The organism is Rathayibacter sp. VKM Ac-2754, assembly GCF_009807095.1.
Taxonomy (GTDB): Bacteria; Actinomycetota; Actinomycetes; order Actinomycetales; family Microbacteriaceae; genus Rathayibacter.
Window position 1 is genome coordinate 42346 of record NZ_WUCC01000013.1, and the last position, 16849, is coordinate 59194.

A 16849-nucleotide genomic window follows, 5' to 3' on the forward strand; every position below is an offset into this window, starting at 1 on the left:
CTGGAAGGTGTCGGGTTGTGGCTAGGAAGATCGCGTGGTCGGTTCGGGCGCAGGCGTATGCGGGGTTGATCGGTGGCGAGTCGGCGTTGGACGTCGGGGCGCGTCTGGGTGTCGGGCGGGTGACGGTGACGGACTGGGCGAAACTCGCGGGCATGGAGTTCCGGGCAGGCAGAGAGGGCGGTGGCCTGACCAGGTCGCTGGCGAGGGTCGAGCCGTCGGACGCAGGGCGGTCGTATCGGCGGTTGACGTTGACGGATCGCTCGTTCATCCACGCGGCGCGCTCGCTCGAGCGGCCATGGTCGATGCGCGCCATCGCGAGAGAGCTCGACGTGGCGCCGTCGACGATCTCGCGGGAGATCGCCCGGCATCAGGTCGAGCACTGGGGTGTCGCGCACTACGACGCGTCCCTCGCGCACCACCGCGCAGGGGCTGCGCGCAGCACGCCGCGGGCAGGGAAACTCGACTCGGAGCCGTTGCGGGCGGAGGTCGTGTCGATGCTGTCGGCGAAGTACTCACCCCAGCAGGTCGCGGGAGAGCTGCCCGTCCGGTTCCCCGACCGGACGGAGATGCGCGTGTCGCACGAGACGATCTACCAGGCCCTGTATGTCCAGGGGAAGGGCGCGCTCCGGCACGAGCTGAGCGTCGTGAAAGCACTCCGCTCCGGGCGCACGACCCGTGTTCCGCAGTCGAAGCTCCCGCGACGCAGCTCCCGTCCGTGGCTGGAGGGGGCGCTGCTCGCGGACCGGCCGGCGGAGGCCGAGGACCGCGCTGTTCCCGGGCACTGGGAAGGCGATCTCGTGGTCGGGCCGGGCAACTCCGGGATCATCACTCTCGTGGAACGCTCGACCAGGTTCGCGCTCCTGGGCCGTCTCCCGGGACGCCGCGACAGCGAGACCGTGACCGACGTCCTCGCCCGCATGATCGAGGACCTCCCCGCAACGTTGACCCGCACGATCACGTGGGATCAGGGGACCGAGATGGCCGGCCACGCCGCGTTCACGATCCGCACCGGCTGCCCGGTCTACTTCTGCGACCCGCACTCGCCCTGGCAGCGCGGCACGAACGAGAACACCAACGGCCTCATCCGCGACTTCTATCCCAAGGGCTTCAACTTCAACACGATCACCGACGCCGACCTCGCCGAAACCCAGCGCCTCCTCAACATCCGACCCCGCCAAACCCTCGGATTCCGCAGCCCCACCGCCAAGATGAGAGAACTCATCGCCGTTGCACTAGCCGCTTGAAACCGCCGGACTGCGACGATGCGTCTGCGACCGATCGACACCGCCTCCGGAGAGCCGGAGGAGCGCGCGCGAGGCGGTAGCCTCGTCACATGCCGGAAATCGATTGGAAGCCTCGTTCGCGCACCGTCACGGACGGCATCGAGGCCACGACGTCGCGCGGGATGCTGCGGGCCGTCGGAATGGGCGACGACGACTGGGAGAAGCCCCAGATCGGTATCGCGTCCTCGTGGAACGAGATCACCCCCTGCAACCTCTCGCTCGAGCGCCTCGCGCGCAGCGCCAAGGAGGGCGTGCACTCGGGCGGCGGGTACCCGCTGCAGTTCGGCACCGTCTCGGTCTCGGACGGCATCTCGATGGGCCACGAGGGCATGCACTTCTCGCTCGTCTCTCGCGAGGTCATCGCCGACTCCGTCGAGACCGTGATGATGGCCGAGCGCCTCGACGGCACCGTCATGCTCGCCGGCTGCGACAAGTCGCTCCCGGGAATGCTGATGGCGGCCGCCCGGCTCGACCTCGCCGCCGTCTTCGTCTACGCCGGCTCGATCGCTCCGGGCTGGGTCAAGCTCTCGGACGGCACCGAGAAGGACATCACGATCATCGACTCCTTCGAGGCGGTCGGGGCCGTCAAGGCCGGGATCATGTCCGAGGAGGACGCCAAGCGCATCGAGTGCGCGTTCGCCCCGGGCGAGGGCTCGTGCGGAGGCATGTACACCGCGAACACGATGGCGAGCGTCGCCGAGGCGCTCGGCATGAGCCTGCCCGGATCGGCCTCGCCGGCCGCGGCCGACCGCCGCCGCGACTACTTCGCCCGCAAGTCGGGGGAGGCCGTCGTCGAGCTGCTCCGCAACGGCACGACCGCGCGCGACATCCTCACCAAGGAGGCGTTCGAGAACGCGATCGCCGTCGCCATGGCGTTCGGAGGCTCCACCAACGTCATCCTGCACCTGCTCGCGATCGCCAACGAGGCCGAGGTCGACCTCACGATCGACGACTTCAACCGCATCGGCGACACCATCCCGCACATCGGCGACCTCAAGCCGTTCGGCAAGTACGTCATGAACGACGTCGATCGCCACGGCGGAGTCCCCGCGGTCATGAAGGCGCTTCTCGACGCGGGTCTGCTGCACGGCGACTGCCTCACGGTGACCGGGAAGACGGTCGCCGAGAACCTCGCCGAGATGGACATCGCGCCGCTCGACGGAGAGGTCATCCGCACCCTCGACAACCCGATCCACGCGACCGGCGGGCTGACGGTGCTCAAGGGCTCGCTCGCCCCCGAGGGCGCGGTCGTCAAGACGGCGGGCTTCGACGCCTCGGTCTTCGAGGGCCCCGCCCGGGTCTTCGAGCGCGAGCGCGCGGCCATGGACGCGCTCACCGAGGGGCGGATCAAGCACGGCGACGTGGTCGTGATCCGCTACGAGGGCCCGAAGGGCGGCCCCGGGATGCGCGAGATGCTCGCCATCACGGCCGCCATCAAGGGCGCGGGGCTCGGGAAGGATGTACTACTCTTGACCGACGGACGATTCTCAGGCGGCACAACCGGCCTGTGCATCGGCCACATAGCTCCCGAATCGGTGGACGCAGGTCCCATCGCATTCGTGCGCGACGGCGACCCGATTCGGGTCGACATCGCCGCTCGCTCGATCGACCTACTCGTCGACGACTCCGAGCTCGCCGCCCGCCGAGAAGGCTGGGCGCCCCTCCCTCCGCGCTACACCCGTGGTGTCCTCGCCAAGTACGCCAAGCTCGTCCGCTCCGCGGCCGTCGGCGCCACCACCGGGTAGCCGTTCCCCGGCAGTGCCGTCCTCCCCGGCAGCACTGGCCGACCCGCGCATTCGCGCCTCCTCGCCGCCGCATCCCGCACCCCGCCCGATGCTCCGGCGGAACACCGTTTCGAAGGAATCGACACCCGCATGACACCGGACCCGTCCGCCGTGCACGCCGCACCGACGCCCCAGCCACCCCGCCCCGCCGCGACCCCCGGATCGGTCCCCGCGACCGAGGTCCTCACCGGTGCGCAGGCGGTCGTCCGCTCGCTCGAGATGCTCGGGATCGAGGACGTCTTCGGCCTGCCCGGCGGCGCGATCCTCCCGGTCTACGACCCGCTGATGGACTCGTCCAAGATCCGCCACATCCTGGTCCGCCACGAGCAGGGCGCCGGCCACGCGGCCGAGGGCTACGCCTCGGCGACCGGCAAGCTCGGCGTCTGCATCGCGACGTCGGGCCCCGGAGCGACCAACCTCGTCACCGCGATCGCGGACGCCTACATGGACTCGGTCCCGATGCTCGCGATCACCGGTCAGGTGTTCTCGACGCTGATGGGCACCGACGCGTTCCAGGAGGCGGACATCGTCGGCATCACGATGCCGATCACCAAGCACTCCATCCTGGTGACCAAGCCCGAGGACATCCCGCAGGCGCTCGCCTCCGCCGCCCTGATCGCGACGACCGGCCGCCCCGGCCCGGTGCTCGTCGACATCACGAAGGACGCGCAGCAGAACGAGGCGCCGTTCCTCTGGCCGCCGAAGATCGACCTGCCCGGGTACCGCCCCGTCACCAAGGCGCACGGCAAGCAGATCCAGGCCGCGGCGCAGCTGCTGGCCGAGTCGAAGAAGCCCGTGCTCTACGTCGGCGGCGGCATCATCCGCGCCCGCGCGGCGGCCGAGCTGAAGGCCTTCGCCGAGGCGTCGGGCGCCCCCGTCGTCACCACGCTGATGGCGCGCGGTGCGTTCCCCGACTCGCACGAGCAGCACCTGGGCATGCCCGGGATGCACGGCACGGTCCCCGCGGTCCTCGCGCTGCAGGAGGCCGACCTGATCCTCGCGCTCGGCTCGCGCTTCGACGACCGCGTGACCGGCAAGGCGGCGCTCTTCGCGCCCAAGGCCAAGGTCGTGCACGTCGACATCGACCCCGCCGAGATCTCGAAGATCCGCACGGCCGACGTGCCCATCGTGGGCGATCTCAAGGACGTCCTGCCCGACCTCACCGACGCGTTCACGCGGGCGATCGACGCCGGCCGGCCCGACACGGGCGAGTGGTGGAGCTACCTCAAGGGACTCCAGGAGGAGTTCCCCCTCGGCTACACGGAGCCCGTCGACGGGCTGCTCTCGCCGCAGTACGTGATCAAGCGCATCGGCGAGATCACCGGCCCCGAGGGAGTCTTCGCCTCGGGAGTCGGCCAGCACCAGATGTGGGCGGCGCAGTTCATCCAGTACGAGCGCCCCAACTCGTGGCTCAACTCCGGCGGCGCCGGCACCATGGGCTACTCGGTGCCCGCGGCCATGGGCGCGAAGGTCGGCGAGCCCGACCGCACGGTGTGGGCGATCGACGGCGACGGCTGCTTCCAGATGACCAACCAGGAGCTCGCCACCTGCACCATCAACGACATCCCGATCAAGGTCGCGGTGATCAACAACTCCTCGCTCGGCATGGTGCGCCAGTGGCAGACCCTGTTCTACGAGGGCCGCTACTCGAACACCGACCTGAACACCGGGCACGACACCGTCCGCGTCCCCGACTTCGTGAAGCTCGCGGAGGCCTACGGCGCGCTCGGGATCCGGGTCACCAAGCCGGAGGAGATCGACGACGCCATCCGCCTCGCGATCGCCACGAACGACCGGCCCGTCGTCATCGACTTCGTCGTCAGCCGCGACTCCATGGTGTGGCCGATGGTCCCGCAGGGCGTCTCGAACAGCTACGTCCAGTACGCCAGGGACCACAGCCCGACCTGGGACGACGAGGAGTAGACCGCATGACCCACCACGTCCTCTCCCTGCTCGTCGAAGACAAGCCGGGACTGCTCACCCGTGTCGCGGGGCTCTTCGCCCGCCGCGGCTTCAACATCGAATCCCTCGCGGTCGGACCGACCGAGCTCGACGGCCTCTCGCGCATCACGGTCGCCGTCGACGTCGAGGACCTGCCGCTCGAGCAGGTGACGAAGCAGCTCAACAAGCTGGTCAACGTCATCAAGATCGTCGAGCTCGACCCCGACCAGTCGGTGCACCGGGAGCACCTGCTCGTGAAGGTGCGCGTCGACAACGTCACCCGCTCGCAGGTGCTCGAGGCCGTGAACCTCTTCCGCGCCCGCGTGGTGGACGTCGCGACCGACGCGCTCGTCATCGAGGTCACGGGCGACTCGGGGAAGACGAACGCCTTCCTCCGCGTGATCGAGCCCTACGGCATCAAGGAGATCGCGCAGTCGGGCCTGCTCGCCATCGGGCGCGGCTCGAAGTCGATCACCGAGCGCGTCTTCAAGAACTGACCACCGCACCTCTTCAGAACTGCCCACGACAGAAAAGGACTCACCACGTGACTGAGCTCATCTACGACGCCGACGCCGACCTCTCCATCATCCAGTCGAAGAAGGTCGCGATCGTCGGCTACGGCTCGCAGGGACACGCGCACGCCCAGAACCTCCGCGACTCGGGCGTCCAGGTCGTCATCGCGCTCAAGGAGGGGTCGAAGTCGACCGCCAAGGCCGAGGACGACGGCTTCGAGGTCAAGAGCGTCGCCGACGCCGCCGACTGGGCCGACCTGATCATGATCCTCGCGCCCGACCAGCACCAGCGCGCCATCTACAGCGAGCAGATCGCGGACAAGCTGACCGAGGGCAAGACCCTCGCGTTCGCGCACGGCTTCAACATCCGCTTCGGCTACATCGAGGCGCCCGCGGGCGTCGACGTGATCCTGATCGCGCCGAAGGCCCCCGGCCACACCGTGCGCCGCGAGTTCGTCGCCGGCCGCGGCATCCCGGACATCATCGCCGTCGAGAACGACGCGACGGGCACCGCCTGGGAGACCGCGAAGTCGTACGCGAAGGCCATCGGAGGCACCCGCGCGGGCGTCATCAAGACGACCTTCACCGAGGAGACCGAGACCGACCTGTTCGGTGAGCAGGCCGTGCTCTGCGGCGGCACCTCGCAGCTCGTCCAGTACGGCTTCGAGACCCTCGTCGAGGCGGGCTACCAGCCCGAGATCGCCTACTTCGAGGTGCTCCACGAGCTCAAGCTGATCGTCGACCTCATGTGGGAGGGCGGCATCGCCAAGCAGCGCTGGTCCGTCTCGGACACGGCGGAGTACGGCGACTACGTCTCGGGCCCCCGCGTCATCGACCCCCGCGTCAAGGAGAACATGCAGGCGGTGCTCGGCGACATCCAGAGCGGTGCCTTCGCGAAGCGCTTCATCGCCGACCAGGACGCCGGAGCCCCCGAGTTCCAGGAGCTCCGCGCCAAGGGCGAGAAGCACCCGATCGAGGAGACCGGCCGCGAGCTGCGCAAGCTCTTCGCCTGGAAGCAGACCGACGAGGACTACACCGACGGCAGCGTCGCGCGCTAGTCACGCACTGCATCGAAGAGGGAGCCCCGGACCGGGGTTCCCTCTTCTGCGTTCAGTAGCCGAGGTCGCGGGCGAGGCGGCGGAGGCCGCCCTTCGGGGGCACGACGACGGGGTCGGGCCAGCGCGGGGCGAGGTGGTCGCCGAGGGTCACGCGGCGGATCTTGCGGCCGACGAGGGGGAGCAGCCAGTCGGCCGTCCAGCGGTGCTGGTCGCGGAGCCACTCGGTCGGGGTGAGCGGCTCGGGCGGCTCCCACGGGCCGGCCGAGATGGTGTGCGGGACGCCGAGGATGTCGAGGACGCGCGCCGCCAGGAACCGGTGACCGCGCTTGGAGAGGTGCATCCGGTCGGGCGACCACATCATCGGCTCGCGGAACGCCTGCATGCGCCAGTAGTCGACGAGGGTCGCGCCGCGCTCGCGGGCGATGCGGCGGACGGCCGCGTTGTAGACGCGGTTGCGGCGCACGAACATCCGCGGGGCCGGCAGGCCGGGGATGTCGAAGCCGGTGAAGAGCACGAGGGAGGCGCCGGTCGTCGCGAGCGCGTCGACCAGGCACTCGTAGTCGTCGACGAGCACCCGCATGTCGGTCTTGAGGTCGAGGATGTCGTTGCCGCCCGCGTAGAGCGTCACCAGGGTCGGCCGCAGCTCGAGGGCGCTGGGCAGCTGCTCGGCCCTGATCTGCCCGAGCCGTTTCGAGCGGATCGCGAGGTTCGCGTACTCCCAGCCCGGCTCGGCGCGGGCCAGACGGTCGGCGACGCGATCGGCCCAGCCCCGGACTCCGTTGGGCAGTCGCGCGTGCGGGTCGCCGACGCCCTCGGTGAAGGAGTCGCCGATCGCGACGAATCGGCGCGCGGTGTCCGCACTCTCGCGCTCCGTCATCCGGGGAGTCTCGCGCGTGCGCGAGGACGGGCGGTGTCCGCCGGGTGTCGGGTCGGTGTCGGCCCGCTCCGAGGTTCCTGCGGGGCGCTCGCGGCTAGGGTGTTGCGGTGATCGAGGACAGGCCGGTGGGCGACAGCGCGGACGACGGCGACGACGACGCCCTGAGCTGGGCGGGCGAGGGCACGGACCCGACGCTGGCGGGAGCCGCTCCGCGCGCCGTGCGCTCGGCGCCGGCAGTGCGTGCCGCCCGGCCCGGCGACTCGGGGGAGGATCTCCCCGAGGAGCTCCTGGACGACGACGAGGACGTGGACGACGCGACCTCGGAGGCCGAGGCGGCCGCCGCCTCCTCGGTGCTGCTCGTGGCGACCGGCGTGACCGCGGGGCTCTACCTCCTGTACACGATCGGCTGGATGATCACGGCGACGCGGCAGAACGGCACGATCGCCGCCTCCTTCTCGGGCGACGCGCTCGGCGGGGCGCTCTACGGTCTCGGCCTGTGGCTCGCCGTCGCCGCGCCCGCGACCTGGTTCGCGGCGGTGCTGCTCGGCACGCGCGACTCCCGGGTGCGCACGCGCGTCCTCTGGCTCGTGGCCGGCCTGGTGCTGCTCGCACCGCTGCCGTTCCTGAAGGGGGCGTGAGCATGACGGACCCACTGCCGACGAAGGCCGTGCTGGGCGACGGACGGGGCGACCGGCGCGGACGCCGGCTCGCCGCCTCCGTGCTGATCGCCCTGGGGTTCGCGCTCTTCTTCGCGTGGGACGTGTGGGAGGCGATCGGCAACCTCGTCGGGCTCCGCACCTACGCGGCCACGCTCGGCACCGACCTCAACCCGACGGGCTGGACGGTGCTCGTCCTCGGCCTCGTGCTGCCGGTGCTGTGCTTCGCCGCCGCCGTCGCGCTCGGCCGCCGGCGGGGGCTGCTCGCCCGGACGGGGCTCCTCGCCGCCGCGCTCTGCCTCTCGGCGGCGCTCTCGCTCGACGTGCAGCTGATCCTCGGCTTCGAGAGCCTCGTCAGCCTCGGCTGAGCGCGGCGTCACACGGCCGGGCCGCTCGGCGGCCCTCCGCTACCATGGCGGGGGCTCGCGGGACACCCGTGCCCGAGCCTGCTCCGTCCCCTCTCCGAAGGAAGCGCCTCCCGTGACAAAGCCGGTCGTCCTGATCGCCGAAGAACTCTCGCCCGCCACCGTGGACGCCCTCGGTCCCGACTTCGACGTGCGCTCCGTGGACGGCACCGACCGCCCGGCGCTGCTCGAGGCGCTCGGCGAGGCCGACGCGATCCTGGTGCGCTCCGCGACGCAGGTCGACGCCGAGGCGATCGCGGCGGCTCCGTCGCTCAAGGTCATCGCCCGCGCGGGCGTCGGGCTCGACAACGTCGACATCGCGGCGGCCACCACCGCGGGCGTCATGGTCGTGAACGCGCCGACCTCCAACATCATCTCGGCCGCCGAGCTGACCGTCGGGCACATCCTGAGCCTCGCGCGCCACATCCCGGCCGCGCACAGCGCCCTCGCCCAGGGCCTGTGGAAGCGCTCGAAGTACACCGGCGTCGAGCTCTACGAGAAGACGGTCGGCATCATCGGCCTCGGTCGCATCGGCGCACTGATCACCGCGCGCCTGCAGGCGTTCGGCGTGAACGTGGTCGCCTACGACCCCTACGTGACGAGCGCCCGCGCGCAGCAGCTGGGCGTGACCCTCCTCCCGCTCGAGGAGCTGCTCGCGCAGAGCGACTTCATCACGATCCACATGCCCAAGACGGCCGAGACGACCGGGATGATCTCGGATGAGCAGCTCGCGCTGATGAAGCCGACCGCGTTCATCGTCAACGTCGCCCGCGGCGGGCTCATCGACGAGGACGCGCTGCACCGCGCGCTCGTCGCGAAGACCATCGCCGGCGCCGGCCTCGACGTGTTCGTGAAGGAGCCGCCGACCGGCTCGCCGCTGCTGGCCCTCGAGAACGTCGTCGTCACGCCTCACCTCGGCGCGTCGACAGACGAGGCCCAGGAGAAGGCGGGCGTCTCGGTGGCCAAGTCGGTGCGCCTGGCGCTCTCGGGCGAGCTCGTGCCCGACGCGGTCAACGTCGCCGGCGGCGTGATCGACGAGTACGTCCGCCCCGGCATCCCGCTGGTCGAGAAGCTCGGCCAGGTCTTCGCGGGCCTCGCCGACTCTCCCGTCACGTCGATCGACGTCGAGGTGCACGGCGAGCTCGCCGGCTACGACGTCAAGGTGCTCAAGCTCGCGGCGCTCAAGGGCGTCTTCACCAACGTGGTGTCGGAGTCGGTGTCGTACGTGAACGCACCGGTGCTCGCCGAGCAGCGCGGCATCGAGGTTCGCCTGATCACCGACTCGGTCTCGGACGAGTACCGCAACGTGATCACCCTGCGCGGCGCCCTCTCGGACGGCTCGCAGATCTCGGTCTCGGGCACGCTGACGGGCACCAAGCAGGTCGAGAAGCTCGTGTCGATCAACGGCTACGACGTCGAGGTCCCGCTCGCGAAGCACCACGTCGTGATGAGCTACATCGACCGGCCCGGGATCGTCGCGGTGTACGGCCGCGAGTTCGGCGACGCCTCCGTCAACATCGCGGGCATGCAGGTCGCGCGCACCGAGGCGGGCGGCAGAGCCCTCTCGGTGATCACGATCGACTCGCCCGCTCCCGACGGCCTGCTCGAGAAGGTCCGCGTCGCGATCGACGCCGACCTGATGCAGGAGATCGACATCACCGAGCAGTAGGAGGCGCCGTGGTCTCGCGGAGGTTCGCGCAGGTCGACGTGTTCGCCGCGGAGGCGTTCCGCGGCAATCCGGTCGCGGTCGTCGTCGACGGGGACGGGGTGTCGGACGCCGACATGGCGGCGTTCGCCCGCTGGACGAACCTGTCGGAGACGACGTTCCTGCTGGCGCCGACCGTGCCGGAGGCCGACTACCGCCTCCGGATCTTCACGCCCGGCCGGGAGCTGCCGTTCGCGGGGCACCCGACGCTCGGGAGCGCGCACGCGTGGCTCGCGGCCGGGGGAGTGCCGCGCGAGGAGGGCGTGCTCGTGCAGGAGTGCGCGGCCGGGCTGGTGCGGCTGCGCGTGACGGAGGCGGGCATCGCGTTCGCGGCGCCCCCGCGGCTCCGCTCGGGGCCGGCCGACGAGGCGACGGTGGAGCGCGCGGCCGCGGCGCTGCGGATCCCGCGCTCCGAGATCCTCGGGCACGAGTGGGTCGACAACGGACCGGGCTGGCTCGCGGTGCGGCTGGCGTCGGCGGAGCGGGTGCTCGAGCTGGCGCCGGACCAGGCGCTGCTCTCGGGGCTGCCGCTCGGCGTGGTCGGGCCGCACGCGGACGGCGCCGAGTGCGCGGTCGAGGTGCGCGCGTTCATCCCCGACGCCGGGGTGCTCGAGGATCCGGTGACGGGGAGCCTGAACGCGGGGATCGCGCAGTGGCTGATCGGCGCGGGGCTCGCTCCGGAGCGGTACGTCGCGGCGCAGGGCGCGGCGCTCGGGCGCGCCGGGCGCGTGCACGTCGAGCGCGTGGGCGAGGACGTCTGGATCGGCGGGGCGACGGCGACGCTGATCGACGGGGTCGTGCAGCTGTAGGAGGCGGGCTTGCGCGGGTGCACTGGTATCCCTGCCTGCCTCGCCTCGCGGATCGAGCCCGCAGCCCTCGGAGCGGGCATATTGAGATCCACCAGCGTCAGCAGGGCGGATCGACGGCCTCAGCTGCTGACGCTGGTGGGGTCTCCTAGGAAAAGTCACCCCACGTGTGTGGCCCCGCCCTTGCTGATCGAGTAGCCGCGGAATGCGGCGTATCGAGATCCACTCGCGTCAGAAGTCCAGGTCAGAAGCCTGAACTGCTGACGCTGGTGGGTCTCGACACGCCCCTGCGGGGCTACTCGACCAGCATGAAGGGCGACGGGCGACAACTTTTCCCACCCCACCGAGACGCAACTCGGCTTCGCCGCTCGATACGCCCCTGCGGGGCTACTCGACCGGCATGGAGGGAGTGGCTGCTCGTCCGGCGCGGAAAGCGGCTACTTCCGGAGGAGGCGGTCGATGACCGCGAGGACGTCCTCGACCTGGCCGCGGGGGCCGTCGCCGGTGGGGAGCAGGGCCGAGTTGTAGTAGAGGCCGTCGCTCATCAGGACGATCGCGCGGGCGATCAGGGGGTCGCCGACGGCGTCGGTGACGACGGCGTTCCAGCTGTCGTGGATGCGGGCGAGGCCGGCGCTGGCGCGCTCGTCGTGACCCTGCGCGATGCGGGAGACCGCGAGGATCGTGCGGTCGAAGGGGGTGTCGGCGGCGAACGAGGTGCGGATCAGATAGGGGACGACGCCCTCGTCCGACGTGCGGATGCGGTCGATGTCCTCGGCGAGACGCTCGTCGAGGCGCTCGACGAGGCCGTCGACCAGGGCGTCCTTCGAGGGGAAGTGGTAGAGCAGCCCGCCCTTCGAGACGCCGGCGGTGCGGGCGGTGGCGTCGAGGGTGGCCGCGCGCTCGCCCTGCTCGATCAGGAGAGCCTCGAACGCGTCGAGGACGCGGTCGCGAGCGGGGGCGGCGGGCATGGCGTCCATTCTACGGAGAGCCTCGTTCGAGGCCCTCGACTACTGTACCGGCTGGACGGTATACTCCTCCGAGTCCCCCCTCGAAAGGAAGCACCCCCGTGTCCGCCCGCACCGCCCCCGTCGCCGTCCGCCTCCCCGCCTCCGAGCCCGCCACCGATCGGGTCGGTCGTCGCGCCTGGTTCGCGCTCGCGGTGCTGATGCTGCCGGTGCTGCTGGTCTCGGTCGACAACACCGTCCTCAACTTCGCGCTGCCCTCGATCTCGGAGGACCTCGGCCCCTCGGGCACCGAGCTGCTCTGGATCGTGGACGCGTACCCGCTGGTGCTCGCGGGACTCCTGGTCGCGATGGGCAGCCTCGGCGACCGGGTCGGACGGCGCAAGCTCCTCGTCATCGGCGCGATCGGCTTCGCCGTCGTCTCGGTCGCCGCGGCCTTCGCGCCGACGGCCGGCGCGCTCATCGCCGCCCGTGCCGCGCTCGGCCTCTTCGGGGCGACCCTGATGCCGTCGACGCTGTCGCTGCTCCGGAGCCTCTTCCCGAACCGCGACCAGCGGCGCCTCGCGATCGCGATCTGGGCGACCGGGTTCGCGGTCGGCTCCGCGGTCGGACCTCTCGTCGGCGGGATCCTGCTCGAGAACCACGCCTGGGGCTCGGTGTTCCTGCTCGCGGTGCCCGTGCTGCTGCCGCTCGTCGTGCTCGCGCCGATCCTCGTCCCGGAGTCGCGCGACCCGCAGCCCGGCCCCGTCGACGTCGTCAGCATCCTCCTGTCGCTCGCGACGATGGCTCCGATCGTCTACGCGGTCAAGTCGGCGGCCGAGCACGGGATCGACGCGGTCGCGATCGTCTCGCTGGTGGTCGGCGTGACGAGCGGCGTGCTCTTCGTGCGTCGCCAGCAGCGCCGCACGGTGCCGATGCTCGATCTCTCGCTCTTCCGCCGTGGCTCGTTCAGCGCGGCGATCCTGGTCAACCTGCTGAGCGTCGTCGCGCTGGTCGGCGGGCTGTTCTTCGTCTCGCAGCACCTGCAGCTCGTGGTGGGGCTCTCGCCGCTGGAGGCGGGCCTCGTGCTGGTGCCCGGACTCGCGGTCATGATCGTGGCGGGGCTCGGCGTCGTGCCGGTCGCGCGGAGGATCTCCCCGCGCATCGTGGTTCCGGCCGGCCTCGTGATCTCGGCGGTCGGCTACGCGCTGCTCGCGCTCGGCAGCGACGTGCCGGGCGGCGCCTCCGCCCTCACCGTCGCCGTGGCGTTCGCGTTCCTCGGCCTCGGGATCGGGGCGGCCGAGACCGTCTCGAACGAGCTGGTCCTCGCGAACGCGCCGGCGGACAAGGCCGGTGCCGCCTCCGCTGTGTCGGAGACGGCCTACGAGCTCGGCGCCGTGCTCGGCACCGCGACGCTCGGCACCGTGCTGACGGCCGCCTACCGGAGCGGCGTCGTGCTCCCCGAGGGACTCGACGCCGGGCAGGTGCAGCGCGCGGGGGAGACCCTCGGCGGAGCGGTCTCCGTCGCGGGCGAGCTGCCGGCCGACTCCGCCGCGAGCCTGCTGGCCTCGGCCGGCGCCGCGTTCGACGCGGGCGTGGGCGCCTCGGCCTGGATCGGCGTCGGCCTCGTGCTGCTCGCCGGCGCGCTGGCGGCGTGGCGGCTCCGCCGGAGCTGAGGCTCGCGGCCGAGAGTACGCTGGGGGCGTCCCTGTCCCCGCACGCCTGAGGATCCCCATGCCCCGCACCGTGAAGCTCGCCGTCATCCCCGGAGACGGGATCGGGCCGGAGGTGATCACTGAGGCCGTGAAGGTCCTCGACGCCGTCACCGCCGCCTCCGACCTGGTGATCGAGAAGACCCCGTTCTCGCTCGGCGCCGGCCGGTACCTCGAGACGGGCGACGTGCTCACCGACGAGGACCTCGCCTCGATCGCCGCGCACGACGCGATCCTGCTCGGAGCCGTCGGCGGCGTGCCAGGAGACCCGCGCCTCGCGAACGCGAACATCGAGCGCGGGCTGCTGCTGCGCCTCCGCTTCGCGCTCGACCACTACGTGAATCTGCGGCCGACGCGCCTCTACCAGGGCGTGCCGTCGCCGCTGTCGGCGCCCGGCGAGGTCGACTTCGTCGTCGTGCGCGAGGGCACGGAGGGTCCCTACGTCGGCAACGGCGGAGCGATCCGGCGGGGCACGCCGCACGAGATCGCCAACGAGGTCTCCGTCAACACGGCGTACGGGGTCGAGCGGGTCGTGCGCCACGCCTTCGAGCTGGCGCGCAAGCGGCGCTCGAAGCTCACGCTCGTGCACAAGACCAACGTGCTCGTCTTCGCCGGCTCGCTGTGGAAGCGGCTGGTCGACGAGGTGGGGGCCACCTACGAGGACGTGGCCGTCGACTACCTCCACGTGGACGCGGCGACGATCTTCCTCGTGACCGACCCTGCTAGGTTCGACGTCATCGTCACCGACAACCTCTTCGGCGACATCCTGACCGATCTGGCCGGCGCGATCAGCGGCGGCATCGGCCTCGCCGCCTCGGGCAACATCAACCCCGATGGCGCGTTCCCCAGCATGTTCGAGCCGGTCCACGGATCCGCGCCCGACATCGCCGGGAAGCAGCTCGCCGACCCCACGGCCGCGATCCTCTCGGTCGCCCTGCTGCTCGACCACCTGGGCCTCGCCGACGAGGCCGCTCGCGTGACGGCGGCCGTGACCGCCGACATCGAGTCGCGCGACGGCACCGCGCGCTCGACCTCCGCGATCGGCGACTCCGTCGTCTCCCGCCTCCGCTGACCACCCCTCAGGAAGAACCCACCATGACCATCCCCCTCCCGCTCGCGCAGGACCTCGCCTTCGCGGTGACCCCCAACCCGGCGCCGCGCTCCGCCGAGGAGCGCGCGCACATCCTCCGGGCACCCGGCTTCGGCGTGCACTTCACCGACCACATGGTCGACCTCTGCTGGACCCGCACCGGCGGCTGGCACCGCCCCCGCGTGCAGGCCTACGGACCGATCGCGCTCGACCCCGCCGCGTCGGTGCTGCACTACGCGCAGGAGATCTTCGAGGGCATGAAGGCGTACCGCCACGCCGACGGCTCGATCTGGACGTTCCGCCCGACGGCGAACGCCGCGCGGCTGCAGCGCTCGGCCCGCCGCCTCGCGCTGCCCGAGCTGCCCACCGAGCTCTTCGTCGAGTCCCTGCGCCAGCTCATCGCCGTCGACGGCGAATGGGTGCCGTCGGAGCCCGAGACGAGCCTGTACCTGCGGCCGTTCATGTTCGCGAAGGAGGCGTTCCTCGGTGTGCGCGCGGCCGAGAAGGTCGCCTACTACGTGATCGCGAGCCCCGCGGGCGCCTACTTCTCGGGAGGCGTCGCCCCGGTGTCGATCTGGCTGTCCACCTCCTACGCCCGCGCGGGCAAGGGCGGCACGGGAGCGGCGAAGACCGGCGGCAACTACGCCTCGTCGCTGCTGCCCCAGCAGGAGGCGTACGAGCACGGCTGCGCGCAGGTGCTCTTCCTCGATTCCCAGGAGTCGCGCTACATCGAGGAGCTCGGCGGCATGAACGTCGTGCTCGTGAAGAAGGACGGCACGCTCGTCACCCCGGAGTCGGACTCGATCCTCGAGGGGATCACGCGCGACAGCGTGCTGCAGCTCGCCGAGGACCGCGGGCACCGGGTGGAGCGCCGCCGCGTCACGATCGACGAGTGGCGCGACGGCGTGGCCTCGGGCGAAGTGGTCGAGGTGTTCGCCTGCGGGACCGCGGCGGTCATCACTCCGATCGCCGAGCTCAAGGGCGACGGCTTCTCGGTGGGCCACGAGGGCGCGCCGGCCGGCGAGCTGACGATGTCGCTGCGCGAGGAGCTGACCGACATCCAGTACGGACGTCGTGAGGACACACACGGTTGGATGACGAGGTTGGACGCATGAAGATCGCACGATTCGCCACGCAGCGCTCCGGAGACAACGGCGGCGCCATCTTCTTCGGGATCGTCGACGAGGACGAGCTGGTGGTGCTCGCGGGCGACCCGATGTTCGCCGGGTTCGACACGACGGGTGAGCGCATCCCTCTGTCGGAGGCGAAGCTGCTCGCGCCGGTCATCCCGCGCTCGAAGGTGGTCGGCATCGGCAAGAACTACTCCGACCACGCGGCCGAGATGGGCGGCGACGCCCCGGCCGAGCCGTTGATCTTCCTCAAGCCCAACACCTCGGTGATCGGTCCGGACGAGGCGATCGTGCTGCCCCCGGACAGCCAGCAGGTCGAGTACGAGGGCGAGCTGGCGATCGTGATCGGAGCCGTGGCGCGGAACGTGCGCGCGGAGGACTTCGAGGAGGTCGTCTTCGGCTACACGATCGCGAACGACGTGACCGCGCGCGACCTGCAGAAGTCTGACGGGCAGTGGGCGCGGGCGAAGGGCTACGACACGTTCTGCCCGATCGGGCCGGTGATCGAGACCGAGCTGGTCTGGAACGAGAGCGCACTCGAGACGCGCGTCAACGGGCGGCGGGTGCAGTCGGGCAACACCGGCGACATGATCCACGGGGTGCCCGAGATCGTCGCGTACGTGTCACGGGTGTTCACGCTGCTGCCGGGCGACATCATCCTGACGGGCACGCCGGCCGGTGTCGGGCCGATCGCGAACGGCGACACGGTCGCGATCGACATCGAGGGCATCGGCACGCTGTTCAACCCGGTGATCGTGCGCGGCTGAGGCTGCGGGCGAGCTTCGGCTCGTGTGAACGCGTTCGGCTCGTCGGAATCCTCGAGTCCTGCGAGCCGAACGTGTTTCTGCGAGCCGGAGGTGCCTCCGGAAGCGAGGGCGGGCGGCGCGCCTGCCCCGCGCTCGGGGGACCTGTCAAGCGGAGTCGCGCCCGGCGGTGGAGTCGTAGCGTCG

The 16849-nt window shown here is 71.2% G+C and carries 15 protein-coding genes; 13 read left to right on the top strand and 2 right to left on the bottom strand.

What is annotated here, in order from left to right:
- The first annotated feature begins 17 nt into the window (after nt 1-17).
- The 5 genes from GRS92_RS17070 to ilvC all read left to right on the top strand — a co-directional run bounded on the left by GRS92_RS17070 (nt 18) and on the right by ilvC (nt 6578).
- Nucleotides 18-1244, top strand: a complete 1227-nt coding sequence (locus GRS92_RS17070) for an IS30 family transposase (RefSeq protein ID WP_204162424.1) — start codon at nt 18-20, stop codon at nt 1242-1244.
- An 89-nt stretch (nt 1245-1333) separates the two neighbouring features.
- Complete coding sequence (gene ilvD / locus GRS92_RS17075; RefSeq protein WP_159858921.1) at nt 1334-3028, top strand: dihydroxy-acid dehydratase; 1695 nt, start codon at nt 1334-1336, stop codon at nt 3026-3028.
- Nucleotides 3029-3157: 129 nt separating this feature from the next.
- Nucleotides 3158-4990, top strand: a complete 1833-nt coding sequence (locus tag GRS92_RS17080) for an acetolactate synthase large subunit (protein ID WP_159858924.1) — start codon at nt 3158-3160, stop codon at nt 4988-4990.
- A gap of 5 nt (nt 4991-4995) precedes the next feature.
- Nucleotides 4996-5505 (top strand): acetolactate synthase small subunit, encoded by a 510-nt coding sequence (gene ilvN, locus GRS92_RS17085; RefSeq protein ID WP_055793566.1) that lies wholly within the window; start codon nt 4996-4998, stop codon nt 5503-5505.
- 47 nt (nt 5506-5552) lie between these two features.
- Nucleotides 5553-6578 (top strand): ketol-acid reductoisomerase, encoded by a 1026-nt coding sequence (ilvC, locus tag GRS92_RS17090; protein WP_159858927.1) that lies wholly within the window; start codon nt 5553-5555, stop codon nt 6576-6578.
- Between the two features lie 52 nt (nt 6579-6630).
- Here the strand turns inward: ilvC and GRS92_RS17095 are convergent, their stop codons facing one another.
- Nucleotides 6631-7455 (bottom strand): SGNH/GDSL hydrolase family protein, encoded by an 825-nt coding sequence (locus GRS92_RS17095; protein ID WP_159858930.1) that lies wholly within the window; start codon nt 7453-7455, stop codon nt 6631-6633.
- Between the two features lie 107 nt (nt 7456-7562).
- Here GRS92_RS17095 and GRS92_RS17100 point away from each other — a divergent pair, with 107 nt between their 5' ends.
- The 4 genes from GRS92_RS17100 (at nt 7563) to GRS92_RS17115 (ending at nt 11029) form a co-directional block, all read left to right on the top strand.
- Nucleotides 7563-8093 (top strand): DNA polymerase III subunit gamma/tau, encoded by a 531-nt coding sequence (locus GRS92_RS17100; RefSeq protein WP_159858933.1) that lies wholly within the window; start codon nt 7563-7565, stop codon nt 8091-8093.
- 2 nt (nt 8094-8095) lie between these two features.
- Entirely contained in the window at nt 8096-8479 is a 384-nt protein-coding gene (locus GRS92_RS17105) for a hypothetical protein (RefSeq protein ID WP_159858936.1), read from the top strand.
- Nucleotides 8480-8591: 112 nt separating this feature from the next.
- On the top strand, nt 8592-10184 hold the full coding sequence (gene serA, locus GRS92_RS17110) for a phosphoglycerate dehydrogenase (RefSeq protein WP_159858939.1): 1593 nt from the start codon (nt 8592-8594) through the stop codon (nt 10182-10184).
- 8 nt (nt 10185-10192) lie between these two features.
- Nucleotides 10193-11029, top strand: a complete 837-nt coding sequence (locus tag GRS92_RS17115; RefSeq protein ID WP_159858942.1) for a PhzF family phenazine biosynthesis protein — start codon at nt 10193-10195, stop codon at nt 11027-11029.
- Between the two features lie 434 nt (nt 11030-11463).
- Here GRS92_RS17115 and GRS92_RS17120 read toward each other — a convergent pair whose 3' ends face one another.
- Nucleotides 11464-11994 (bottom strand): TetR/AcrR family transcriptional regulator, encoded by a 531-nt coding sequence (locus GRS92_RS17120; RefSeq protein ID WP_159858945.1) that lies wholly within the window; start codon nt 11992-11994, stop codon nt 11464-11466.
- Between the two features lie 98 nt (nt 11995-12092).
- On the opposite strand from GRS92_RS17120, the gene GRS92_RS17125 reads away from it, so the two are divergent.
- Genes GRS92_RS17125 through GRS92_RS17140 form a run of 4 tightly spaced genes read left to right on the top strand, consistent with a single transcriptional unit; the run spans nt 12093 to nt 16666 of the window.
- Nucleotides 12093-13643 (top strand): MFS transporter, encoded by a 1551-nt coding sequence (locus GRS92_RS17125; RefSeq protein WP_235022100.1) that lies wholly within the window; start codon nt 12093-12095, stop codon nt 13641-13643.
- 58 nt (nt 13644-13701) lie between these two features.
- On the top strand, nt 13702-14751 hold the full coding sequence (locus tag GRS92_RS17130; protein WP_159858948.1) for a 3-isopropylmalate dehydrogenase: 1050 nt from the start codon (nt 13702-13704) through the stop codon (nt 14749-14751).
- A gap of 23 nt (nt 14752-14774) precedes the next feature.
- Nucleotides 14775-15884: a branched-chain amino acid aminotransferase gene (locus GRS92_RS17135; protein WP_159858951.1), complete on the top strand. Its 1110-nt coding sequence runs from the start codon at nt 14775-14777 to the stop codon at nt 15882-15884.
- A complete protein-coding gene (locus GRS92_RS17140; RefSeq protein WP_159858954.1) occupies nt 15881-16666 on the top strand; it encodes a fumarylacetoacetate hydrolase family protein in 786 nt (261 codons plus the stop codon). The genes GRS92_RS17135 and GRS92_RS17140 overlap by 4 nt, the downstream gene beginning before the upstream one ends.
- Nucleotides 16667-16849: the final 183 nt, after the last annotated feature.

Bases quoted from the DNA above. Each gene is read 5' to 3' on its own strand.
- ilvD (WP_159858921.1), top strand. From the start codon at position 1,334: ATGCCGGAAATCGATTGGAAGCCTCGTTCGCGCACCGTCACGGACGGC.
- GRS92_RS17080 (WP_159858924.1), top strand. From the start codon at position 3,158: ATGACACCGGACCCGTCCGCCGTGCACGCCGCACCGACGCCCCAGCCA.
- ilvN (WP_055793566.1), top strand. From the start codon at position 4,996: ATGACCCACCACGTCCTCTCCCTGCTCGTCGAAGACAAGCCGGGACTG.
- GRS92_RS17095 (WP_159858930.1), bottom strand. From the start codon at position 7,455: ATGACGGAGCGCGAGAGTGCGGACACCGCGCGCCGATTCGTCGCGATC.
- GRS92_RS17105 (WP_159858936.1), top strand. From the start codon at position 8,096: ATGACGGACCCACTGCCGACGAAGGCCGTGCTGGGCGACGGACGGGGC.
- GRS92_RS17120 (WP_159858945.1), bottom strand. From the start codon at position 11,994: ATGCCCGCCGCCCCCGCTCGCGACCGCGTCCTCGACGCGTTCGAGGCT.
- GRS92_RS17130 (WP_159858948.1), top strand. From the start codon at position 13,702: ATGCCCCGCACCGTGAAGCTCGCCGTCATCCCCGGAGACGGGATCGGG.
- GRS92_RS17135 (WP_159858951.1), top strand. From the start codon at position 14,775: ATGACCATCCCCCTCCCGCTCGCGCAGGACCTCGCCTTCGCGGTGACC.
- GRS92_RS17140 (WP_159858954.1), top strand. From the start codon at position 15,881: ATGAAGATCGCACGATTCGCCACGCAGCGCTCCGGAGACAACGGCGGC.